The 16086-nt window shown below is 65.5% G+C and carries 17 protein-coding genes; 11 read left to right on the top strand and 6 right to left on the bottom strand.

The genetic code is table 11. The features are described 5' to 3' along the window. The first annotated feature begins 18 nt into the window (after positions 1-18). Both KF791_11765 and KF791_11760 read left to right on the top strand, forming a co-directional pair. The gene (locus KF791_11765; GenBank protein MBX3733258.1) at positions 19-465 is read left to right on the top strand and encodes a GntR family transcriptional regulator; all 447 of its coding nucleotides are present in this window, start codon (positions 19-21) and stop codon (positions 463-465) included. Between the two features lie 14 nt (positions 466-479). Then, complete coding sequence (locus KF791_11760) at positions 480-1412, top strand: ABC transporter ATP-binding protein (protein MBX3733257.1); 933 nt, start codon at positions 480-482, stop codon at positions 1410-1412. Here the strand turns inward: KF791_11760 and mutY are convergent. Beyond that, entirely contained in the window at positions 1387-2568 is a 1182-nt protein-coding gene (gene mutY / locus KF791_11755; protein MBX3733256.1) for an A/G-specific adenine glycosylase, read from the bottom strand. The genes KF791_11760 and mutY overlap by 26 nt on opposite strands. A gap of 98 nt (positions 2569-2666) precedes the next feature. Here mutY and KF791_11750 point away from each other — a divergent pair, with 98 nt between their 5' ends. Both KF791_11750 and crcB read left to right on the top strand, forming a co-directional pair. After that, on the top strand, positions 2667-3632 hold the full coding sequence (locus KF791_11750; GenBank protein MBX3733255.1) for a ribonuclease HIII: 966 nt from the start codon (positions 2667-2669) through the stop codon (positions 3630-3632). 99 nt (positions 3633-3731) lie between these two features. Beyond that, positions 3732-4142, top strand: a complete 411-nt coding sequence (gene crcB, locus KF791_11745; protein ID MBX3733254.1) for a fluoride efflux transporter CrcB — start codon at positions 3732-3734, stop codon at positions 4140-4142. A 17-nt stretch (positions 4143-4159) separates the two neighbouring features. Here crcB and ffh read toward each other — a convergent pair whose 3' ends face one another. After that, a complete protein-coding gene (gene ffh / locus KF791_11740) occupies positions 4160-5533 on the bottom strand; it encodes a signal recognition particle protein (protein ID MBX3733253.1) in 1374 nt (457 codons plus the stop codon). 145 nt (positions 5534-5678) lie between these two features. Between ffh and KF791_11735 the strand changes: the two genes are divergently transcribed. Beyond that, positions 5679-6314 (top strand): peroxiredoxin, encoded by a 636-nt coding sequence (locus KF791_11735; GenBank protein MBX3733252.1) that lies wholly within the window; start codon positions 5679-5681, stop codon positions 6312-6314. Positions 6315-6586: 272 nt separating this feature from the next. Then, on the top strand, positions 6587-7486 hold the full coding sequence (locus tag KF791_11730; GenBank protein ID MBX3733251.1) for a transglutaminase family protein: 900 nt from the start codon (positions 6587-6589) through the stop codon (positions 7484-7486). 1 nt (position 7487) lies between these two features. Here the strand turns inward: KF791_11730 and KF791_11725 are convergent, their stop codons facing one another. The 3 genes from KF791_11725 to KF791_11715 all read right to left on the bottom strand — a co-directional run bounded on the left by KF791_11725 (position 7488) and on the right by KF791_11715 (position 11883). Further along, positions 7488-9635 (bottom strand): alpha-galactosidase, encoded by a 2148-nt coding sequence (locus KF791_11725; protein ID MBX3733250.1) that lies wholly within the window; start codon positions 9633-9635, stop codon positions 7488-7490. Positions 9636-9901: 266 nt separating this feature from the next. Then, positions 9902-10381, bottom strand: a complete 480-nt coding sequence (locus tag KF791_11720; GenBank protein MBX3733249.1) for a hypothetical protein — start codon at positions 10379-10381, stop codon at positions 9902-9904. 95 nt (positions 10382-10476) lie between these two features. Beyond that, positions 10477-11883, bottom strand: coding sequence for a HEAT repeat domain-containing protein (locus KF791_11715; protein MBX3733248.1), 1407 nt, complete (start codon positions 11881-11883; stop codon positions 10477-10479). Between the two features lie 159 nt (positions 11884-12042). Here KF791_11715 and KF791_11710 point away from each other — a divergent pair, with 159 nt between their 5' ends. The 5 genes from KF791_11710 (at position 12043) to KF791_11690 (ending at position 15365) form a co-directional block, all read left to right on the top strand. Then, entirely contained in the window at positions 12043-12234 is a 192-nt protein-coding gene (locus tag KF791_11710; protein MBX3733247.1) for a hypothetical protein, read from the top strand. 277 nt (positions 12235-12511) lie between these two features. Then, the gene (locus tag KF791_11705) at positions 12512-13021 is read left to right on the top strand and encodes a sigma-70 family RNA polymerase sigma factor (GenBank protein ID MBX3733246.1); all 510 of its coding nucleotides are present in this window, start codon (positions 12512-12514) and stop codon (positions 13019-13021) included. Continuing rightward, positions 13018-13500, top strand: coding sequence for a hypothetical protein (locus KF791_11700; protein ID MBX3733245.1), 483 nt, complete (start codon positions 13018-13020; stop codon positions 13498-13500). The genes KF791_11705 and KF791_11700 overlap by 4 nt, the downstream gene beginning before the upstream one ends. A 38-nt stretch (positions 13501-13538) precedes the next feature. Further along, entirely contained in the window at positions 13539-15002 is a 1464-nt protein-coding gene (locus KF791_11695; GenBank protein ID MBX3733244.1) for a type II secretion system protein GspG, read from the top strand. An 84-nt stretch (positions 15003-15086) separates the two neighbouring features. Then, positions 15087-15365, top strand: coding sequence for a hypothetical protein (locus KF791_11690; GenBank protein ID MBX3733243.1), 279 nt, complete (start codon positions 15087-15089; stop codon positions 15363-15365). A gap of 505 nt (positions 15366-15870) precedes the next feature. Here KF791_11690 and KF791_11685 read toward each other — a convergent pair. Next, the coding region (locus KF791_11685) for a hypothetical protein (GenBank protein ID MBX3733242.1) at positions 15871-16086 on the bottom strand (216 nt) is incomplete at its 5' end.

The following is a 16086-nucleotide window of genomic DNA, read 5'->3' as shown; positions in this document are numbered from 1 at the left end:
ACTGGTGAAAGGTGTCGCATGAACCCCAAGTTGCATCTGCACATTGACGAACGGTCCGGGGTGCCGGTGTACCGGCAGATGATGGACCAGATCAAATACTACGTGGCCGGCGCCACGTTGCGGCCGGGCGATCAGATCCCGTCCATCCGCGAGCTCGCCGCCGCCTTGGCGGTCAACCCCACCACCGTGGTGAAGGCCTACACCGAGCTGGAGCGGGAGGGCGTGATCGAGAAGCGTCACGGGAAGGGGGCCTTTATTGCGCCGGCCGCCCCGTTGCTGACCCAATCGGAGCAGGAAGGCGCGCTCCGCCGGTCTGCCAAACAACTGGCCGTGGAGGCGACGCAGTTGCAGGTGCCGACGCCCAAGGTGATCACGGTGGTGCGGGAGGAGATGAGTGCGTTGGGACCGGCACGTGGGGATGAGTCCGAGCCGGTGAAGTTCGCCGTGATGGCGGGCGGCCACTGACCGCGGTGCGCCCGATGGAGCCCGTGATCCATGCGCGGGGTCTGGCCAAGTCCTTTCGCAACGGGGCCATTGCGCTCAACGGATTCCATCTGCACGTCGGCACCGGGGAGGTGTTCGGGCTCATTGGCCGCAACGGCGCCGGCAAGACCACCGCGCTGCGCCTGTTGATGGGGCTGCTGCGTCCGGACCGCGGGGAGGCGCGGATTCTCGGGCGAAGCCTTTGGGAGGCGGGTCGGGACCACCGGCAGCGCATCGCCTACCTGTCGCAGAGCCAGCAGTTGCCGGACTGGATGTCGCTGGAGGACCTCAACCGGTTCACCAGCCGGCTCTACGACCGTTGGGATGCCAATCTGCTGCGCGACCTGACCCGTCGCTGGGACCTGCCGCGGACAACGGCGATTGCCCGGCTTTCCGGGGGCAATCAACGCCTCGCCGCGCTGGCCCTCGCTCTCGCTTCGCGCCCTGAGGTGATCCTGCTCGATGAGCCCGCCGCCGGGCTCGATCCGATTGCCCGGCGCGAGCTCAACCAGTGTCTGATTGAGGCGCTGCTCCATGGAGACGGCTGCACGATCCTGCTTTCCACCCACCTGCTGGGGGACCTGGAGCGTCTGGCCACACGGGTGGGGATCATGGACCACGGACGCGTCGTCGCCGACGGGGTGGTGGAAGACTGGCAGCGTACCATGCGACGGGTGCAGGTCGTATTTCCGGGCGATGCGCCGCCCCCCAATTTTGCGATTCCGGGTGCCCTGCGGTCCACGTCACTGGGACCGGTGGTGACGGCCCTGGCGCGGGTGACGGACGAGGGGCAGCTCGCCGGGGTGCGGGGCCTGCCGGGTGCCCGGGTGTACGTGTTTCCGCTCACCCTCGAGGAGCTGTTTGTGGACTGGTTCCGGGACCCGCAGGCTGCGGACGATCCGGTCACGGATTCCGGCGACGCCGGATAGGCTGCCCCTGCTTCGGGAGAGGTTCCTGGCCGTGGGACTGGCCGCCGGGTGACAGGAACTGCCGTTCAATCCGCCGATGCGCCCCGGTCAGTGGCAGTGTTTGCAGGGTGTTCCAGGTGACCCAACGGCCTAGATCTCCGAGCCCGGGCGATTCCCGGCGCAGCGGGCATCGAACCACCTCCAGCGTCAACCGGTGCTTCGTGATTGCGTGACGGACCGTCCCGACGGAGACCGCATCGGCAACCGGAATCCCGGCCCAGGCGGCCGCAGTCCGGACCGCGGCCGACGCGTCGTCGAGCGCCTCCTCCGGGAACTCCCAGAACCCGGCGTTGATGCCGCGCGCCGGGCGTTGCCGGACCAGCCACCGCCCCAACCGTTCGACCAACAGGACAACCCGGAGGCGGCGAACCGGGGAAACTTTGGGACGGGCTTGCGGATACCGCTGGACCCGACCGGCGATGTGCGCACGGCAGGAGGCGGCGAGGGGACATGCGGCGCAGTTGGGATTCCGGGGGGTGCAAATCAGGGCGCCCAGTTCCATGAGCGCCTGGTTGAATGCGGAACACGTTCGCGTGCCCTTCGGGAGGTCCGCGGCGTTTTTGGAGACCGTTGCGGCACAGGCAACGAGGGCGCCGGCGGTGGCCCAGAGGCGCTTGTTGAGCCGCGACGATTTTGGGTCGCCACCCAGCGCATGCAGGCGCGTCAGCACCCGGATCACGTTGCCGTCGAGAATCGGTGCGGGCTGGTTGAAGGCGATGCTGGCGATGGCACCCGCGGTGTAGCGTCCGATGCCCGGGAGTGCCAGCAGTCCGGCCACCGTTTCAGGGAAGGCACCCCCACGTTCCAGGAGCGTCCGTGCCGCCCTCTGAAGGTTGCGTGCCCTGGAGTAGTAGCCGAGTCCTTCCCAGAGTTTCAGCACTTGGTGTTCGGGTGCGGATGCCAGTGCGGCGACATCGGGCAGCTCACGCATCCAGCGCTCCCAGTAGGGAACCACGGTCCGAACCTGGGTCTGTTGCAGCATGATCTCCGACACCCAGACGGCGTACGGGTCCCGGGTCCGGCGCCACGGGAGGTCCCGCGCATGCGTCTGAAACCAGTGCAGGAGGTCGCGTACGACGTTCTCCGGGGCAGGGTGGGGCGGGGCGCGTTGCGGCACGGCGGACGCTCGGGTGTTCCACCCTGGTTTTCCAAGCCCGGAACTCGTTTCCGGCGCCGGCAAGTTTTTGGGCGTTGAGCTTCCGCCCACCGCATCCGATGGTGGGGCTGGTGACCAGTTACACGGCGACCCTGACCCCGGAGCAGGCGGCATCGCTGGAGGCCATCGTTCGGGACGGCACGTTCCGGTTGCGCGAGGTGCCGCACGCGAGATACAGCGGCGCGAAGAAGGACCTGAACGTCACCTGCTATCAGTCCGGAAAGCTCCTGGTGCAGGGCAGGGGCACCCGCGAGTTCGTGGAATTCGTTCTGGAGCCCCAGGTCCTCGGGGCCGCCCAACTGGGTTACGAAAGCGTCCTGAACCCCGAGCGGCTGCATCCGCGTCTGGGCGTGGATGAGTCCGGCAAGGGCGACTTCTTCGGCCCCCTGTGCATCGCCGGAGTTTACGTGAACGCGGCGATCCTGGCCGCGTGGAAGGACGCCGGCATCCGCGACTCCAAGCACATCACCAGCGATGCGCAGGTTGCCCGGCTCGCGGGGGTGATCCGGGACACGCCGGGTTGCGTCCACAGCGTGGTTGCCGTGGGCAACGAGGCCTACAATCGCATGCATGCCTCCACGGGTTCGGTGAACCGGGTTCTGGCCTGGGGCCATGCCCGGGTGATCGAGAACCTCATGGAGCAGCGTCACCGCATGATCCCGGCGCCTGTGCGGGCCATCAGCGACCAGTTCGCGCGCGACAAGTCCACCGTGGCCCGCGCGCTGCTGCCCCTTGGACGCACCCTGGAGCTCGTGCAGCGGCACCGGGCCGAGGAGGATCCGGCGGTGGCGGCGGCCTCCATTCTGGCGAGGGACGAATTCGTCCGGCGCCTCCGCACCCTGGAGAAGGAGTTTGGCATGCCACTGCCCAAGGGGGCCTCGGCGGCTGTGGACGCCGCGGGACGCGCGTTTGTGGAGCGGCACGGGGCCGGACGGTTGCCGAAGGTCGCGAAGATGCACTTCCGCACCGCCTGTCGCGTGCAGGGGCTTCCGGAACCACCCCGGACGGAATGGCGCCGAACCTGATGGGTTTGTGCGCAACGGCGGGGGCGCGCCTCAGTGCCTCAGGTTTGGTCCGATTGGGGCTTTCGTTCGCCGGGGGAATTGTCGTTTGCTGACGCCGTGATGTGGCGGGACTTCCTGTGGGTGGGTTTTGGGGGCGCGCTGGGATCCATGGCGCGGTTTGGCGCCGCGCTGCTGACGGTCCGGTATCTGGGGGAGCGATTGGGGGAGACCCTTCCGTGGGGCACTCTGGCGGTGAACATCGCCGGTTCCCTGGCGATTGGATTCCTGTCCGGACTCGCGACCCCCGACTACGGGTGGTTGGGCCAGCCGTCAGGACGCCACTTCCTGCTGATGGGCGTCTGTGGTGGGTTCACGACGTTCTCGTCCTTCAGCGTGCAAACCCTGCGTCTGATCCAGAATCGCGCCTGGGTGCTGGCCGGGATCAACGTCGTGGGATCCGTCGTGGTGTGCCTGGCCGCCGTTTGGGCCGGGCATCTGCTGGCCGTTGCCGTGGATGCGCGGCGGGGATGAACCGCGACGGGACGGGATTAGCGGCGGAAGGGCGGTCCGCCAATGCCGGGCATTCCCGGCATTCCCGGGAGCTTGCCGCCCATGCGGCCCATCATCTTCTGGAACTTGCCGAGCTTCTTCATCATGTCGCGCATCTCGTCAAAGCGGCGGAGCACGTTGTTGACCTCCGCCACCTGCACCCCGCTGCCGCGGGCGATCCGCTGACGCCGCCGGGCATTGAGGATCTGCGGGGTATGCCGTTCCTTGGGGGTCATCGCGCAGAGGATGCCCTCCATGCGCCGGAATTCCTTCTCGCCGCGGCTCAAGTCCGCACCCTTCAACATTTCGCCGCCGCCGGGCAACATGCCCACCAGGTTCTCCAGCGGCCCCATCTTGCGCATCTCGCGGAGCTGGGAGAGGAAGTCGTCCAGGGTGAACTGTCCCTTGCGCATCTTCTCCTCAAGGGCGAGGGCCTTTTCCTGGTCCAGGGTCTCGGCCGCGCGCTCGACCAGGGAGACGACGTCGCCCATGCCGAGGATCCGTTGGGCCATCCGCTCCGGATGGAAGGGCTCGAAATCCTCCGGCTTCTCGCCGACCCCCATGAACTTGATCGGACGGCCGACGACCGACTTGAACGACAGCGCCGCGCCGCCCCGGGCATCGCCATCCAGCTTGGTCAGCACCGCCCCGGTGACCGACAGGGCGCGATCGAAGTGCGTCGCCACGTTCACCGCCTCCTGTCCGGTGGCGGCGTCGAGAACGAGCAACGTCTCCTGGGGCCGCACCAGGTCGCGGAGCCGGACGAGTTCCTGGATCAGCGGCTCGTCAATTTGCAGCCGGCCGGCGGTGTCGAAGATCAGCGTATTGCGCTGGAAATGGGCGGCGTGGTCGAGCGCCTCGCGGGCGATCTGGAGGACGTCGGTCTCGCCGGGCTTGACGAACACCGGGATGTCGAGGGATTTGCCGAGGACGGCGAGCTGGTCCATCGCCGCGGGACGGTACACGTCGGCGGCGACGAGCAGGACGCTCCGGCCCTGCCGGGTGAGCCAGCGGGCGAGCTTGGCCGAGGTGGTGGTCTTGCCGGACCCGTGCAGGCCGCACATCAGCACGCAGGCCGGGTTGCCATTGAGCTGCAGGGCGGCGTTTTCGGAGCCGAGGAGCGTGACCAGTTCGTCGTGGATGATCTTGATCATCTGCTGGCCGGGCTGGACCGACTGGAGGACCCTCTCCCCGAGGGCCTTGACCTTGACCGCCTCGACGAAATCGCGGGCGACCTGGAAATTGACGTCGGCATCCAGCAGCGCCATCCGCACGTCGCGGAGGGTGTCGCTGACATTGGCCTCCGAGATCCTGCCCAGGCCCCGCAGGTCGCGGAACACGCCCTGCAGGCGGCCGCTCAACGAATCAAACATGGTGGCAGGCTAGGGAACCCCGGGCCTGCTGCAAGCATCGCGGATGCGCCGCCGTTGAATGATTCGGAATCGTTGCCATACCGGCCGGAATTCGATATTTCCCTGCCGGCTCCTGATTCACGAAAACTTCAGCTTCCATCCTATCATGGCACTCCGACTGGGCGACATCGCACCTGACTTCACCGCCGAAACCACCGAGGGCGTGATCCGCTTCCACGAGTGGCTTGGCGATTCGTGGGGCATCCTGTTCTCGCATCCCGCCGACTACACGCCGGTGTGCACCACCGAGCTGGGGGCGACGGCCAGGCTCCGGGAGGAGTTCGCCCGCCGGAATGTGAAGGTGGCCGCGGTCAGTGTGGATCCGCTGGAGGCCCACCAGGGCTGGATTCGCGACATCAACGAAACGCAGGGCACGACGGTGAACTTCCCGATCATCGCCGATCCCGCGCGCACCGTGGCGACCCTGTACGACATGATCCATCCCAACGCCGACGACAAGGCGACGGTTCGCTCGGTCTTCGTCATCGGACCCGACCGGAAGATCAAGCTGACGCTGACCTACCCGGCGTCCACAGGACGGAATTTCCTGGAACTCCTGCGGGTGGTGGACTCGCTGCAACTGACCTCCAAGTATCGGGTGGCCACGCCGGCGGACTGGAAGGACGGCGAGGATTGCATCATCACGCCTGCGGTTCCCGATGCGGAGGCCGAGACCCTGTTTCCCAGGGGAATCCGACGCGTTAAGCCCTATTTGCGCTACACGCCCCAACCGAACCGCTGATCCAGGGTCTGGCCGATGGGAGTGGGGGATGGCCGGGCCGGGTGGGGACCCGCCGCCGGGCACCCCTCCCGTTGTGGTTTGGTCAATCGTTGGCCCCGATCAAGGCTCCCGGATTTCCCCGCCCGCCAGGTCACACACTCCCCGCGAGGTCGTAAAACTTCGCCAGGGTTTCTCATGGCGCGCGTTCGGTGCGCGCGCGACGGTGTGGCCATGGAAAAGCCGGTTCCCCGCCACCTCCCCCTTTCAGCCCCTCGCCGGGCGGAGGCCGCCCTGTGAACTTCGTCCCCCTGAATCTCACCGTGCGCATCGGCTGCCGGATCGTGTATGAGACCACGGTGCCAACCCCGATCCTGTTTGTCCTGCGACCGCGGTTTGATGAACGCCAGATGGTGTGCTCCGAAAAGCTGAGCTTCGGTTACGGCCTGCCCGCCTATGAGTTTCAGGATGCGCTCGGCAACCTGATCCACCGTGCGATGTTGGTGCCGGGCTCGAATGAGATCTGCCACGATGCGCTGGTCGCGGTGTCGTCCCTGCCGGATGCGCAGGGTCAGGGGCGGACGCCCACACCGCTGAACTGGCTGCCGACGGATCTCCTGCGGTACACGCTGCCGAGCCGGTACTGCGACTCCGACAAGCTGCGGGACTTCGCCTGGCGGCAGTTCGGGAACACCCTCCACGGCGCGGAGCGCGTTCAGGCCATTTGTGACTGGCTGCACCGCAACATTGAGTACCGTTTCGCCTCCGGGCGGCCGGACCTTTCGGCGTCCGAGGTGCTGGAACGGCGCTACGGGGTGTGTCGTGACTTTGCCCACTGCGCCATTGCGCTGTGCCGCGCGTTCAACCTGCCTGCGCGTTACGTGACCGGGCACCTGCCGGACATCGGCTTCACCGACCCGGGCACGCCGATGGATTTCCACGCCTATTTCGAGGTCTATCTCGATGGCTCGTGGTTCAATTTCGATGCGCGTTTCAATGTGCCCCGGATCGGCCGGATCAAGGTCGCCCATGGTCTGGATGCCGTGGACGGCGCGCTCTCCACCATCTATGGCGAAGCCAAGCTCGCGTACTTCGAGGTCTGGGCCTACCAGGTGAACCCGATGGAAGTTTCCGTGGGGGATCCGGTGGATCTTTCCAAGCGCCTCGATGGCACCACGGCCGTCCGAATGAACTGAGCTACGGACCTCCGTTGGAATCCTTGATGACCAACCAGGTGGCGCTTCGGGGGGCCATTTCCAGCGGAATCGTCGCGACGCCCCTCGCATCCAGGGAGTACAGTGCCGGAGCATCCTCCTCCCGGCGGATGGATGCCTTCCCGGTGAGACCGGTGTAGTAGAGCGGCAGATCGAGGGTCCGGGTCACCGGGGTGTCGAGCGGATTGTACACCATCGCCAGACCGCGCTCGGCGAGGCCGGGATTGACGTGCAGCATGCAGTCAATGTCCCGGCCGTCGGGACGTCGGACGTGGATGATGTCGGAATTGAGAATGTCACGGTGCCGCTTGTAGAAGGCGGTCCAATGACGCACGAGGTCGCGTGTTTCCCCGGTGTCAAAAAGCCGCGGCCCCCGGTAGCACGCGATCACCCCGCTGCCGAAATTCTGGGCCAGGTGGGCGCCATAGGCGTCCAGATGCCGGGACAGCGGCTCGATCGTCGCCGCCGGACCCCCGCCATGATATTCGGTCAGCGGCAGCATCATCCAGCCCATGCTCGGGGTCTTGTGCCAGGTGCCGTCGTAGATGTTCTGCCGGCCGATGACAATCTGCAGTTCGCGGGGCAGGCTCCAGTTTTCCTCCCGGTATCCCATCGGACACTTGTTGCTGCCCTCAAAAAAATACCATTCGGGTGAATTGATGTAGATCCTCCGCTCCAGGCAGGCCCTGTAGAATTCGCGTTGCCGTGCCCACTGCACCCAGATCGAGTCCTCCACGCCGCGATGATGGCGGTGGGACCTCGATTCGCAGGCATAGCCGTGATACGGACCATCCGTTTCGATGACGTCCATTCCCGTGGCGTCCATGAATCGGTACAGCTTCTCGAAATAGGCGTCGGTGTAGCCCGAGCCCAGGCAGAGGCTGCCATCCGGCTTGTGGGTCGCCGGGTCAATGGCGTCGTGATCCGGGCCCTTGGAGGCGGTGGTGCACAGCAGGACGTAACCTCCGATCTTGATGCCGCGGCTGTGGGCGTAGTCGAAATCGGCCCGGATGCGGGCGATGTATTCCGGGTCCTCGCTCTCCATGTCGAATCCGCTCCAGAACGTGAGAATGACCATTTCGAATCCGACCGCGACACATTGATCCACGCCGCGCCGGATGGACTCGGAATCGGAGTTGCGCAGATGCAGGAAGATCGGGTTCTCGGTGACCTGGGGCGTCAGGGTCCGGTACATCCGCCGGTGGGCCAGTCCGGTGCGTTCCCGGTCGTCGTCTTCGAGGAGGAGTTCATGAACGCGGAAGGACTGAAAGTGGCCGCCAGGCGGGACCCACGCGGACGGGCCGAGGAGGTAGCTGCAGCGCAGCAGATACTCTCTGGAGCGCGGCAGGAAGCGGGCGTCCCCGGGATTGGTGGCCACGAAGGTGGGCCAGTCCGGATCCGCGACCCAGTCCACCCTGGAGGGCAGGCTTTCGTCGCAGTCCACCAGCAGGCGGTCCCGCTGGTCGGGCGTCACGGCGAGCACCTCCGCCTCCAGGGCGTTCACGGTCACCGCATCAGGGCCGGCGTTCGACACGGTCACCCATTTGGCGAGAAGGGGCAGTCCGTCGTACATCTCGTAGTGGACGGCGACGGTGACGCCCTGCAATTCCCCCACATCCTCTGGAGCCTGAAAGTCGAGCGTCAGGCGCGTTCCCTTCGGCGGCCAGGCTGCAGGGGTGGCACCATAGCGTGGCTCCCATGGATAGCGCGCCTCGATGGCGCCAAGGCGATGTCCGGAAAACCGGAAGGCGTTGGTGCCGGCGGTCAGCGAGGGGAGCCAGGCGGGCGAAAGATAGCTGTGGTCGGGCTGCCCCTCGAGCCCACCGACTGCCCATCGGCGGCCGTTCAAGGTCACGATGGCCTCCGGGCGGATCGCGCGCACGTACTCCGCTCCGGAGGTCAGGTTGCGAAGGCTGATGGTTGCCAGGTTGGGGGCGGTCTTGAAAGTCCGTTGGATCAGCCCGTTGGCCAGGGTGAGCTGTCCGCCGTCCGCGCTCCGGGTCACCGCGGACGGGGTGGTCACCGGATGCACCAGCCAGTCAGCGGCCCGGACGGCTTCGGGCATCCAGGCGGGCAGGAACAGGAGCGGCGTGAAGCGGAGGCTTCTTGGGATGCAGTGAACGAGGCGCATTTCAGGAGCAAGCCGGCGGAACGCCAGCGTCCGCAGCGGACTGGGAGCGGGAGACCGCTATTCACGTGACGGACTTCCAAGGCTAACGAGCCAAAGAGCCTGGCAGTTTGTCCATCCCCGGGAGATCTTGATCGGGGCCTTCCCGATGCCGAACCCAACCCGCCGCGGCCTTGGCGAATGAGGAATGCGAAACGACCTCGCCAACTCACCCCCGCTCCAGCCGATGATCATCAGTCTGCGTCCGCCACGCTGAAATCGGGTCGTCGTCAGGCTTCCCCGCCTGCGTTGGGTCCGTTCGACAGCCAATCCCGCCGATTTCGCATCAGCGATGCTCCACTAAACATTTGGTTCGCGGCAGAGGCGCGGCGGCAGCCAATGTGAGGGAATACCTCCTCAATGCTCTCGAACGCGTTTCTGGTGGAAAATTCATGCCGACCGACGATCGAACCGAGTCGTTCTGGGTTTTGAATCTCAGGAACAATTCGACCAAACGGGTTGGAGCGGTGTCGCAGCTCGCCGGGACAGGCAGCCGGTGGTACACTTCGCCGAATTTGCCCTACGGCTGCACGTCGCCCACCACGGAGCATGAGGCCGCATTCGTCCTCTTCTACTTTGACAACGAGCGATTTGCCCGACTGGGAAGAACCATTGTCGTTGAACACAAATTCCCCCACCACGTTCACCGGGTCCGCGATCGGGCTGAAACCACTTCCCAGAATCAGCCCACTTCCGGTTCGAAAGGGCATCGCTTCTGGATGAGTTGGGCGGAGACGAAGGGGTCAGGGATGGACGCACGGAGAGTGAGTAAATTGCTGCGGGGTGACGTTGGAATTGTCGCGACTTAATTCCACGGATTCTCGAGAATATCCGGCGCTACGGACTCCAGGGCCTCCCGTGCATAGTCGTGCATCATGATTCCGCGGCTGTAGAGCAGGCGCCGCAGGGCGGGAGCCGCGGGCCGGCCGGCCGGCCCCAGCTCGCCCAGTAAACGAACGATTTCGTAACGTCCGAAAACGGAGGTCGGGGATAAATAATTGCTCAGGAGGCTGAAGGGCTCCGGCGAGGCGGGATCGATGCGCCATGCGGAGGTGGCCGCCATGGTTTGCAGACGGGCGTTGTTGGTCATTGTTGCCAGCCTCCCCAAGGCGGGCAGGGCGTCGCGGGCGAATTCTCCGCGTCGACCCAGTTCCCAGGCCACGCCGAAGGGATCCCCCGTGCTGGACAGTTCCAAACGCAGCACCAGTTCTTCAGTCCAGCGCGGATCAGCCGGTTCGAGGCGCCCCAGCCCGATGAGTGCGTAGTCTCCGGAGGCGTCGTTGGTTTGGCTTAGGCGGAGCAGGAGGGGTTTCGCCGAACGGGCGTCCGGTCCTAAGTCGCTTAGCGCACCGATCAGGATGAGAATGTCGAGGTCATTGCTCCTTGACGATAATTTGGTCTCCAAGGCGAACCGCAAGGCGTCCGCTGAGCCGGTGCGGTCGCCCGGGAGCCGGGCAAGGCTGCGGGCGGCGCGCATCCGCACTGCCAGGCTGGAGTCGTGGAGGGCGTTGGTGAGCAGCGGGAAATTCAGGTGCGCCGAGGTGATGTCCCTCCCGAGCGCCTCGGCCGCGATGGCGCGAAAGTTGGAATCGGGATCCACCATGATTCCGCGCAGGGCCTCGGCCGCCTTGGGATGCCCTGGCAGGCAATGCTTCAATGCCCAAAGACAAGCCAGGCGGTGATGGGGATCGGGGTCCGCCAAACCGGCGACCAACAGTTCGGTCACCCCCGAAGTCCCACGCGTAATCCGTCCCAGGGCGCCAAGGCTCGCCCTGCGAACCTCCGGATTCGGGTCTCGAAGCGCTACCTTCAGGTTTGGCACCGCAGCAGAGGCCGGAGGCCCGATCAGTCCCAGGCCACGGGCGCAATTGGCCCGGTAGCCCGCCCGGTTAACCGGCAAGGAGAAATAGCGCTGCCATTGCCCCAGTTTGAAGTAGAGGGCGTGCCACTGGTCGTAGATCCAATGGTCATGCTTCTGCAGCCCGCTGGTCAAAACGGGAACCACCTCCGGGCCTGCCGAAAACAGGAACTCTTCTGCCGATACTTCGGCACCTTCGAGGTCGTGGTAACTCAAACGTCCGATCCAATATTCGGCCGACTGACCGTTCCAGCGGAGAACCGAAGGTCGGCTCTGATGGCGCGCCAGGAGCCACCAGCCTAGAGTGCCCAACATGGCCAGGAGGAGGAACAGGGACCATCGCCTATGGTTCATGTTTCTTAGAATTTGGTGTTGGCGTTTTTGCTCCGCCCGGACAATTGGGAATTCCCCAGCCAACTGCGGCGCGCTTGGCAACAAAAGTTTAAAACAAAGCAGAGGTAAAGCCGGTTCTTCCCCGGCTCGCTCCGACCCAGAACCTAGCCGGGGTGCAGCATGCTGGAAGCCCTGAAGAACTGGGTGAAAGGAGGACGCTGGTATAGCCTGATGGACAAGGTGAGTGATCCCACTCACCCGCAACTGGGAGCCTGGCAAGTGATCCGCAATGACGGAGCGCCGGGTGTGGACCAGCGAAGCTGCAAGCAACTGGAAGAGGAGCTGCATGCGGAGATGACCCTGCTGGTGTGACGGCTGCGCGAGGGAATCTGCCAGCCCCAGGCGGTGAAGCGCGTTTGGATTGAGAAGCCCGGAAGGCCTGAGAAGCGCCCGTTGGGGATCCCGACGGTGCGGGACCGGGCGGTCCAGGCGACTCTGAGTAACGTGCTGGAACCGATCTTTGATGCGCGGTTTGCGGAGCACTCCGATCGGTTTCGGCCCGGACGGGGAGCCCCCAGGCCCGGACCGTCTTTTCGAGGCAATCCTAGACAAGGGAACGGTCGGGATGCGTCCTTACCGGGACCTGCCGATGCCTGAGGAAAAACTTGAACCGCTCTACGACGCGCACGCCGCAGCGCTGTTCGCGTATGCGCTTCAGTTGACCCGCTCGGAGACCGAGGCGCGGGACGTGCTGCAGGAGGTCTTCATGCGGCTGGCCCGGCGGGAGATCCTGCCTGCGGATCTCCGCGACGCCCGGGCCTTTCTCCTTCGCATGACGCACCATGTGGTGGTGGACACCGTGCGGCGGCGGGACTCCCGCCGCCGGACGGAGGACGCCATGGCCACGGAGCCAGTTGCGCTGTTTGCTCCGACCATTGATCCGGACGAAGCCGCCTTCCGCGAGGCGCTCGCCAACGCCCTGCGGGAGCTGCCGCCCGACCAGCGGGCCGTGGTGCACCTCAAGCTCTGGGAGGGCCTGACTTTCGAGCAGATCGCCACCCTGCTGGATCTGTCCCCCAATACGGCGGCGAGCCGCTTCCGCTACGGAATAGACAAACTGCGGACGCTGCTGCGTCCTCTTTACCAGGAAATCCGATGAACCGTCCCTCCTCCGCCGATCCTGCTGCCGACCGCCTGGAGGAGCGGATGGCGGCCCAGCCCTGGCGGACTCCACCAGCGGAACTGAAGGCTCGGATCCTTGGCGCCGTCTCCACGCCGGCTTCCGCGCCAGCCCGAACGACGCTCCGGTCCTGGCGATGGTCGGAATTGTTCTGGCCTGGTCCCTGGGCCTGGGGTGCGGTGGTGGTACTCTGGGTTGCCGTCATGGCCTTTGGATTCGGCGCCGAGCGAACCGCCCGGCGGGGAACCTCCCTGGCGAAACGGGACATCCGGTCGCACGCACCGGCGTGGATGGACTGGCGCGAGCAGCAGGCGCTGATCACCGCACTTCTGGAGGAGGAGCCCGCAACCCAGCGGCCGCCCGCAGCGCTCCGCCCCCGCAGCGCCCTCCCGGCGCCGCGTCTGGGCGGGCGACGTCCAGGCGTTTCTTCGCGATCCCACGCGCTGATTCTCTCATGAAGCCAGACTCACCTCTCCTCCGGCCCCTTTGGTTCCGCATGCTGCGTGGCCTGTTCTTCACAGGAATCCTGGTCGTCACGCTCGGTGCACTGGCCTGGGCCTTCGAGAACTGGCGCGGCGAACGTGCCTGGCAGGCCAAGGTCCGCGAGTACGCCGCCAAGGGCGATCCCCTTGATGCCCCCCTCGGCGGAACCGCAAGCGTGCCGGCGGACCAGGATGTGTTCGCGACGCCGCTCCTGCGCCCGTTGCGGGAGTACGACGTGGTGGGCCAGGAGATTCGTTGGCGCGACACAAACGGGGTGGCCCGCGTGGACGCCATGACGCTGCCCCGGTTGAACACGGACAATATGGAGTTGACCGATGGTCGAACGCCGCTCGCCTCGTGGCAGGAGGCTCTTCGCGAAACGGGACAGTTTCCACTGCCCGCAACGCCGGGCACTCCGGCATCCGATGTCCTCATCGCACTGGATCGTTGGAAGGCGGAACTGGAGGAGCTCGAAGCCGCCTCGCACCGTCCGATGGCACGCTTCCGAACGGGGTCCGAGGGGGATCTCGAGGCCTACCTCAAGTTTCTGGGGCGCGCAAAGTCCTTCAGCGGTCTCCTGCAGCTCCGAAGTGCCGCACGACTGAGCGCCGGGGATTCCAACAGGGCGTTGGCCGACATCGAGTTCAACGAGCGCTGGGCACGCCTCATGGATTCCGAGCCCCTCATGATCAGCCACCTGGTGGCCATTGCCATCGAAACCATCGGGACACGAATGGCCTGGGAGGGCCTGGCGGACCATCGTTGGAATGACGAACAGCTCCAGCGCCTTCAGGCCTTGTTTGCCGCGCGACGTCCGCGGGAGAATCTGGCTCGCGTGCTCCGGGGCGAACTCCGATTTGGATTGAGCTACATGGAATCGTGGTTGGGTGCGGCACCGTCCACCGCCGGTTCCCCGGACACCGATGCAACCCCCGGGCCGGCTCACCCAGCCACGCGGCTTCCCAGGGGCTGGGTTCGTCAAAACCAAATTTCCCTCGTTCGCTACCACGAACTGCTGGCCGCGCGCTGCGCCCGGTGGATTGCCGGAGACCTGCCCGACGCACAGATCGGCGAAGGCCCGGTGGAACAATTGAAGCGGGAGGGTCCGGCGATCTACACCACGCTGACTCTCATGCTGGCACCCGCCCTGGAGAGGACCATGGAAAAGGCTGACCGCCTGCTCACCATCTCCCGAATGGCCGAGATTGCCTGCGCCCTGGAGCGCTACCGCCTGGCGAACGGAGGCTATCCCGAAACTCTGGAAGCTCTGAAGCCTACGCTGATGTCCGAGGTGCCGTCCGACCCGTGCACCGGGAAGCCCTTCCAGTACCGCCGCACCGGGGACGCCACTTTCCAATTGTACTCGCTGGGCCTGAACGGCCGCGATGACGGAGGCCGGTTCGTCCGCGACGACACCAGCAACGACTGGGTGTGGCCGGTGGCCGTGCCCATGGACCGCAAGGAGCGGATGTTCTGAACCGGTTTCGGACGAAGGACACACGGCAACCCGCATCTTCCCGCGACACTCGTTGCCGCGGTCTGGGGTGCGGCCTATTTCCCAATGGCGGTCATCGCCGTCACCGCCACGGATCAGCTGGCAGCCGCCTTGCCTTACATCGTCCTGCCCGCGGTGGCCCGGGCACTTCCGGGCTACGGACTCGATGTCGCCGGTTTGGCCCTGGTCTGGGGTGCCCTGTACGCGGTGGAGACATTCACGTCGCGGGTCCCGCTCCTGGGCTGGATTCTGGCCGGCCCCAGCACGCTGTATGGCCTCATACTTCTGGCCCGCTGGATCGGCCTCAGCTACTGCGCCCGGCGCCACCGCATCGGATGGGAGTAACCGGGTTCGTTGACCAAGGTGTTCCGGGTCTCGTCGGTGTCACAGGGCGGATCGGTGATCACCAAATTTTGGGGATACGCGAAACTCCAAGGCGGGTAACCATCGCGGCTTCTTCCTGGCCTCTTGGACAAGGGGATGAGGGGGAGCATCGAGCATGTCAAGACGCGGAAAGAAAAGTCCGGCCGAGGACCTCATGGAAATCGTGGCGATGCTGCCTTGGTGGGCTGGCGTCGCGCTGGCGCTGTTGAGCTACCTCTTGATGCACCGTATCGCCAACCGGGAGTTGATCGCCACTCCGCAACTGGGGGAGGTGGGGACGATTGTCTCACATCAGGTGCCGCCATCACAGTGCCGGACGGATGCCATGGTTGTGCGCACCCGTAAGGCGCGCAAAGCTCGGCGCCCACGGCGCGGATCCGGGTGAGGGTGAACCGGCCTTGGGGCCAGGGGGCCGCGCGGTCGGCAACGATCAGCGGGGCGTGACTGTTTCCTTGCTACCTGCCCATCATTTGGGCGTGTCGGATGGATCTCCTGAAGCCCTTTCCTTGTTTTCCAACCTGAGTGACAGGCCAAACAAAACACCGCCAAGGCCAATCGCCGACCCACCCGCGCCGATTGTTTGAATGACGGACTTCCCCCCTTCCATAACCTGGAGGATGATTTGTACTGCACCCACAACGAGTAACACCATGGCGATGATTCTGATGACTTTGTATCTTTT

Source organism: Verrucomicrobiia bacterium (genome assembly GCA_019634635.1).
GTDB lineage: Bacteria > Verrucomicrobiota > Verrucomicrobiia > Limisphaerales > UBA9464 > UBA9464.
The sequence above is the reverse complement of the archived record's forward strand: the minus strand, read 5'-3'. Positions and strand labels throughout refer to the sequence as shown.

Coding starts and splice junctions, on each gene's coding strand:
- KF791_11690 (MBX3733243.1), top strand. CDS start 15,087: ATGGCGGTCATCGCCGTCACCGCCACGGATCAGCTGGCAGCCGCCTTG.
- KF791_11760 (MBX3733257.1), top strand. CDS start 480: ATGGAGCCCGTGATCCATGCGCGGGGTCTGGCCAAGTCCTTTCGCAAC.
- KF791_11715 (MBX3733248.1), bottom strand. CDS start 11,883: ATGAACCATAGGCGATGGTCCCTGTTCCTCCTCCTGGCCATGTTGGGC.
- KF791_11695 (MBX3733244.1), top strand. CDS start 13,539: ATGCTGCGTGGCCTGTTCTTCACAGGAATCCTGGTCGTCACGCTCGGT.
- KF791_11735 (MBX3733252.1), top strand. CDS start 5,679: ATGGCACTCCGACTGGGCGACATCGCACCTGACTTCACCGCCGAAACC.
- KF791_11720 (MBX3733249.1), bottom strand. CDS start 10,381: ATGCCCTTTCGAACCGGAAGTGGGCTGATTCTGGGAAGTGGTTTCAGC.
- KF791_11705 (MBX3733246.1), top strand. CDS start 12,512: ATGCCTGAGGAAAAACTTGAACCGCTCTACGACGCGCACGCCGCAGCG.
- crcB (MBX3733254.1), top strand. CDS start 3,732: ATGTGGCGGGACTTCCTGTGGGTGGGTTTTGGGGGCGCGCTGGGATCC.
- KF791_11765 (MBX3733258.1), top strand. CDS start 19: ATGAACCCCAAGTTGCATCTGCACATTGACGAACGGTCCGGGGTGCCG.
- KF791_11700 (MBX3733245.1), top strand. CDS start 13,018: ATGAACCGTCCCTCCTCCGCCGATCCTGCTGCCGACCGCCTGGAGGAG.
- KF791_11725 (MBX3733250.1), bottom strand. CDS start 9,635: ATGCGCCTCGTTCACTGCATCCCAAGAAGCCTCCGCTTCACGCCGCTC.
- KF791_11750 (MBX3733255.1), top strand. CDS start 2,667: ATGGTGGGGCTGGTGACCAGTTACACGGCGACCCTGACCCCGGAGCAG.
- KF791_11710 (MBX3733247.1), top strand. CDS start 12,043: ATGCTGGAAGCCCTGAAGAACTGGGTGAAAGGAGGACGCTGGTATAGC.
- ffh (MBX3733253.1), bottom strand. CDS start 5,533: ATGTTTGATTCGTTGAGCGGCCGCCTGCAGGGCGTGTTCCGCGACCTG.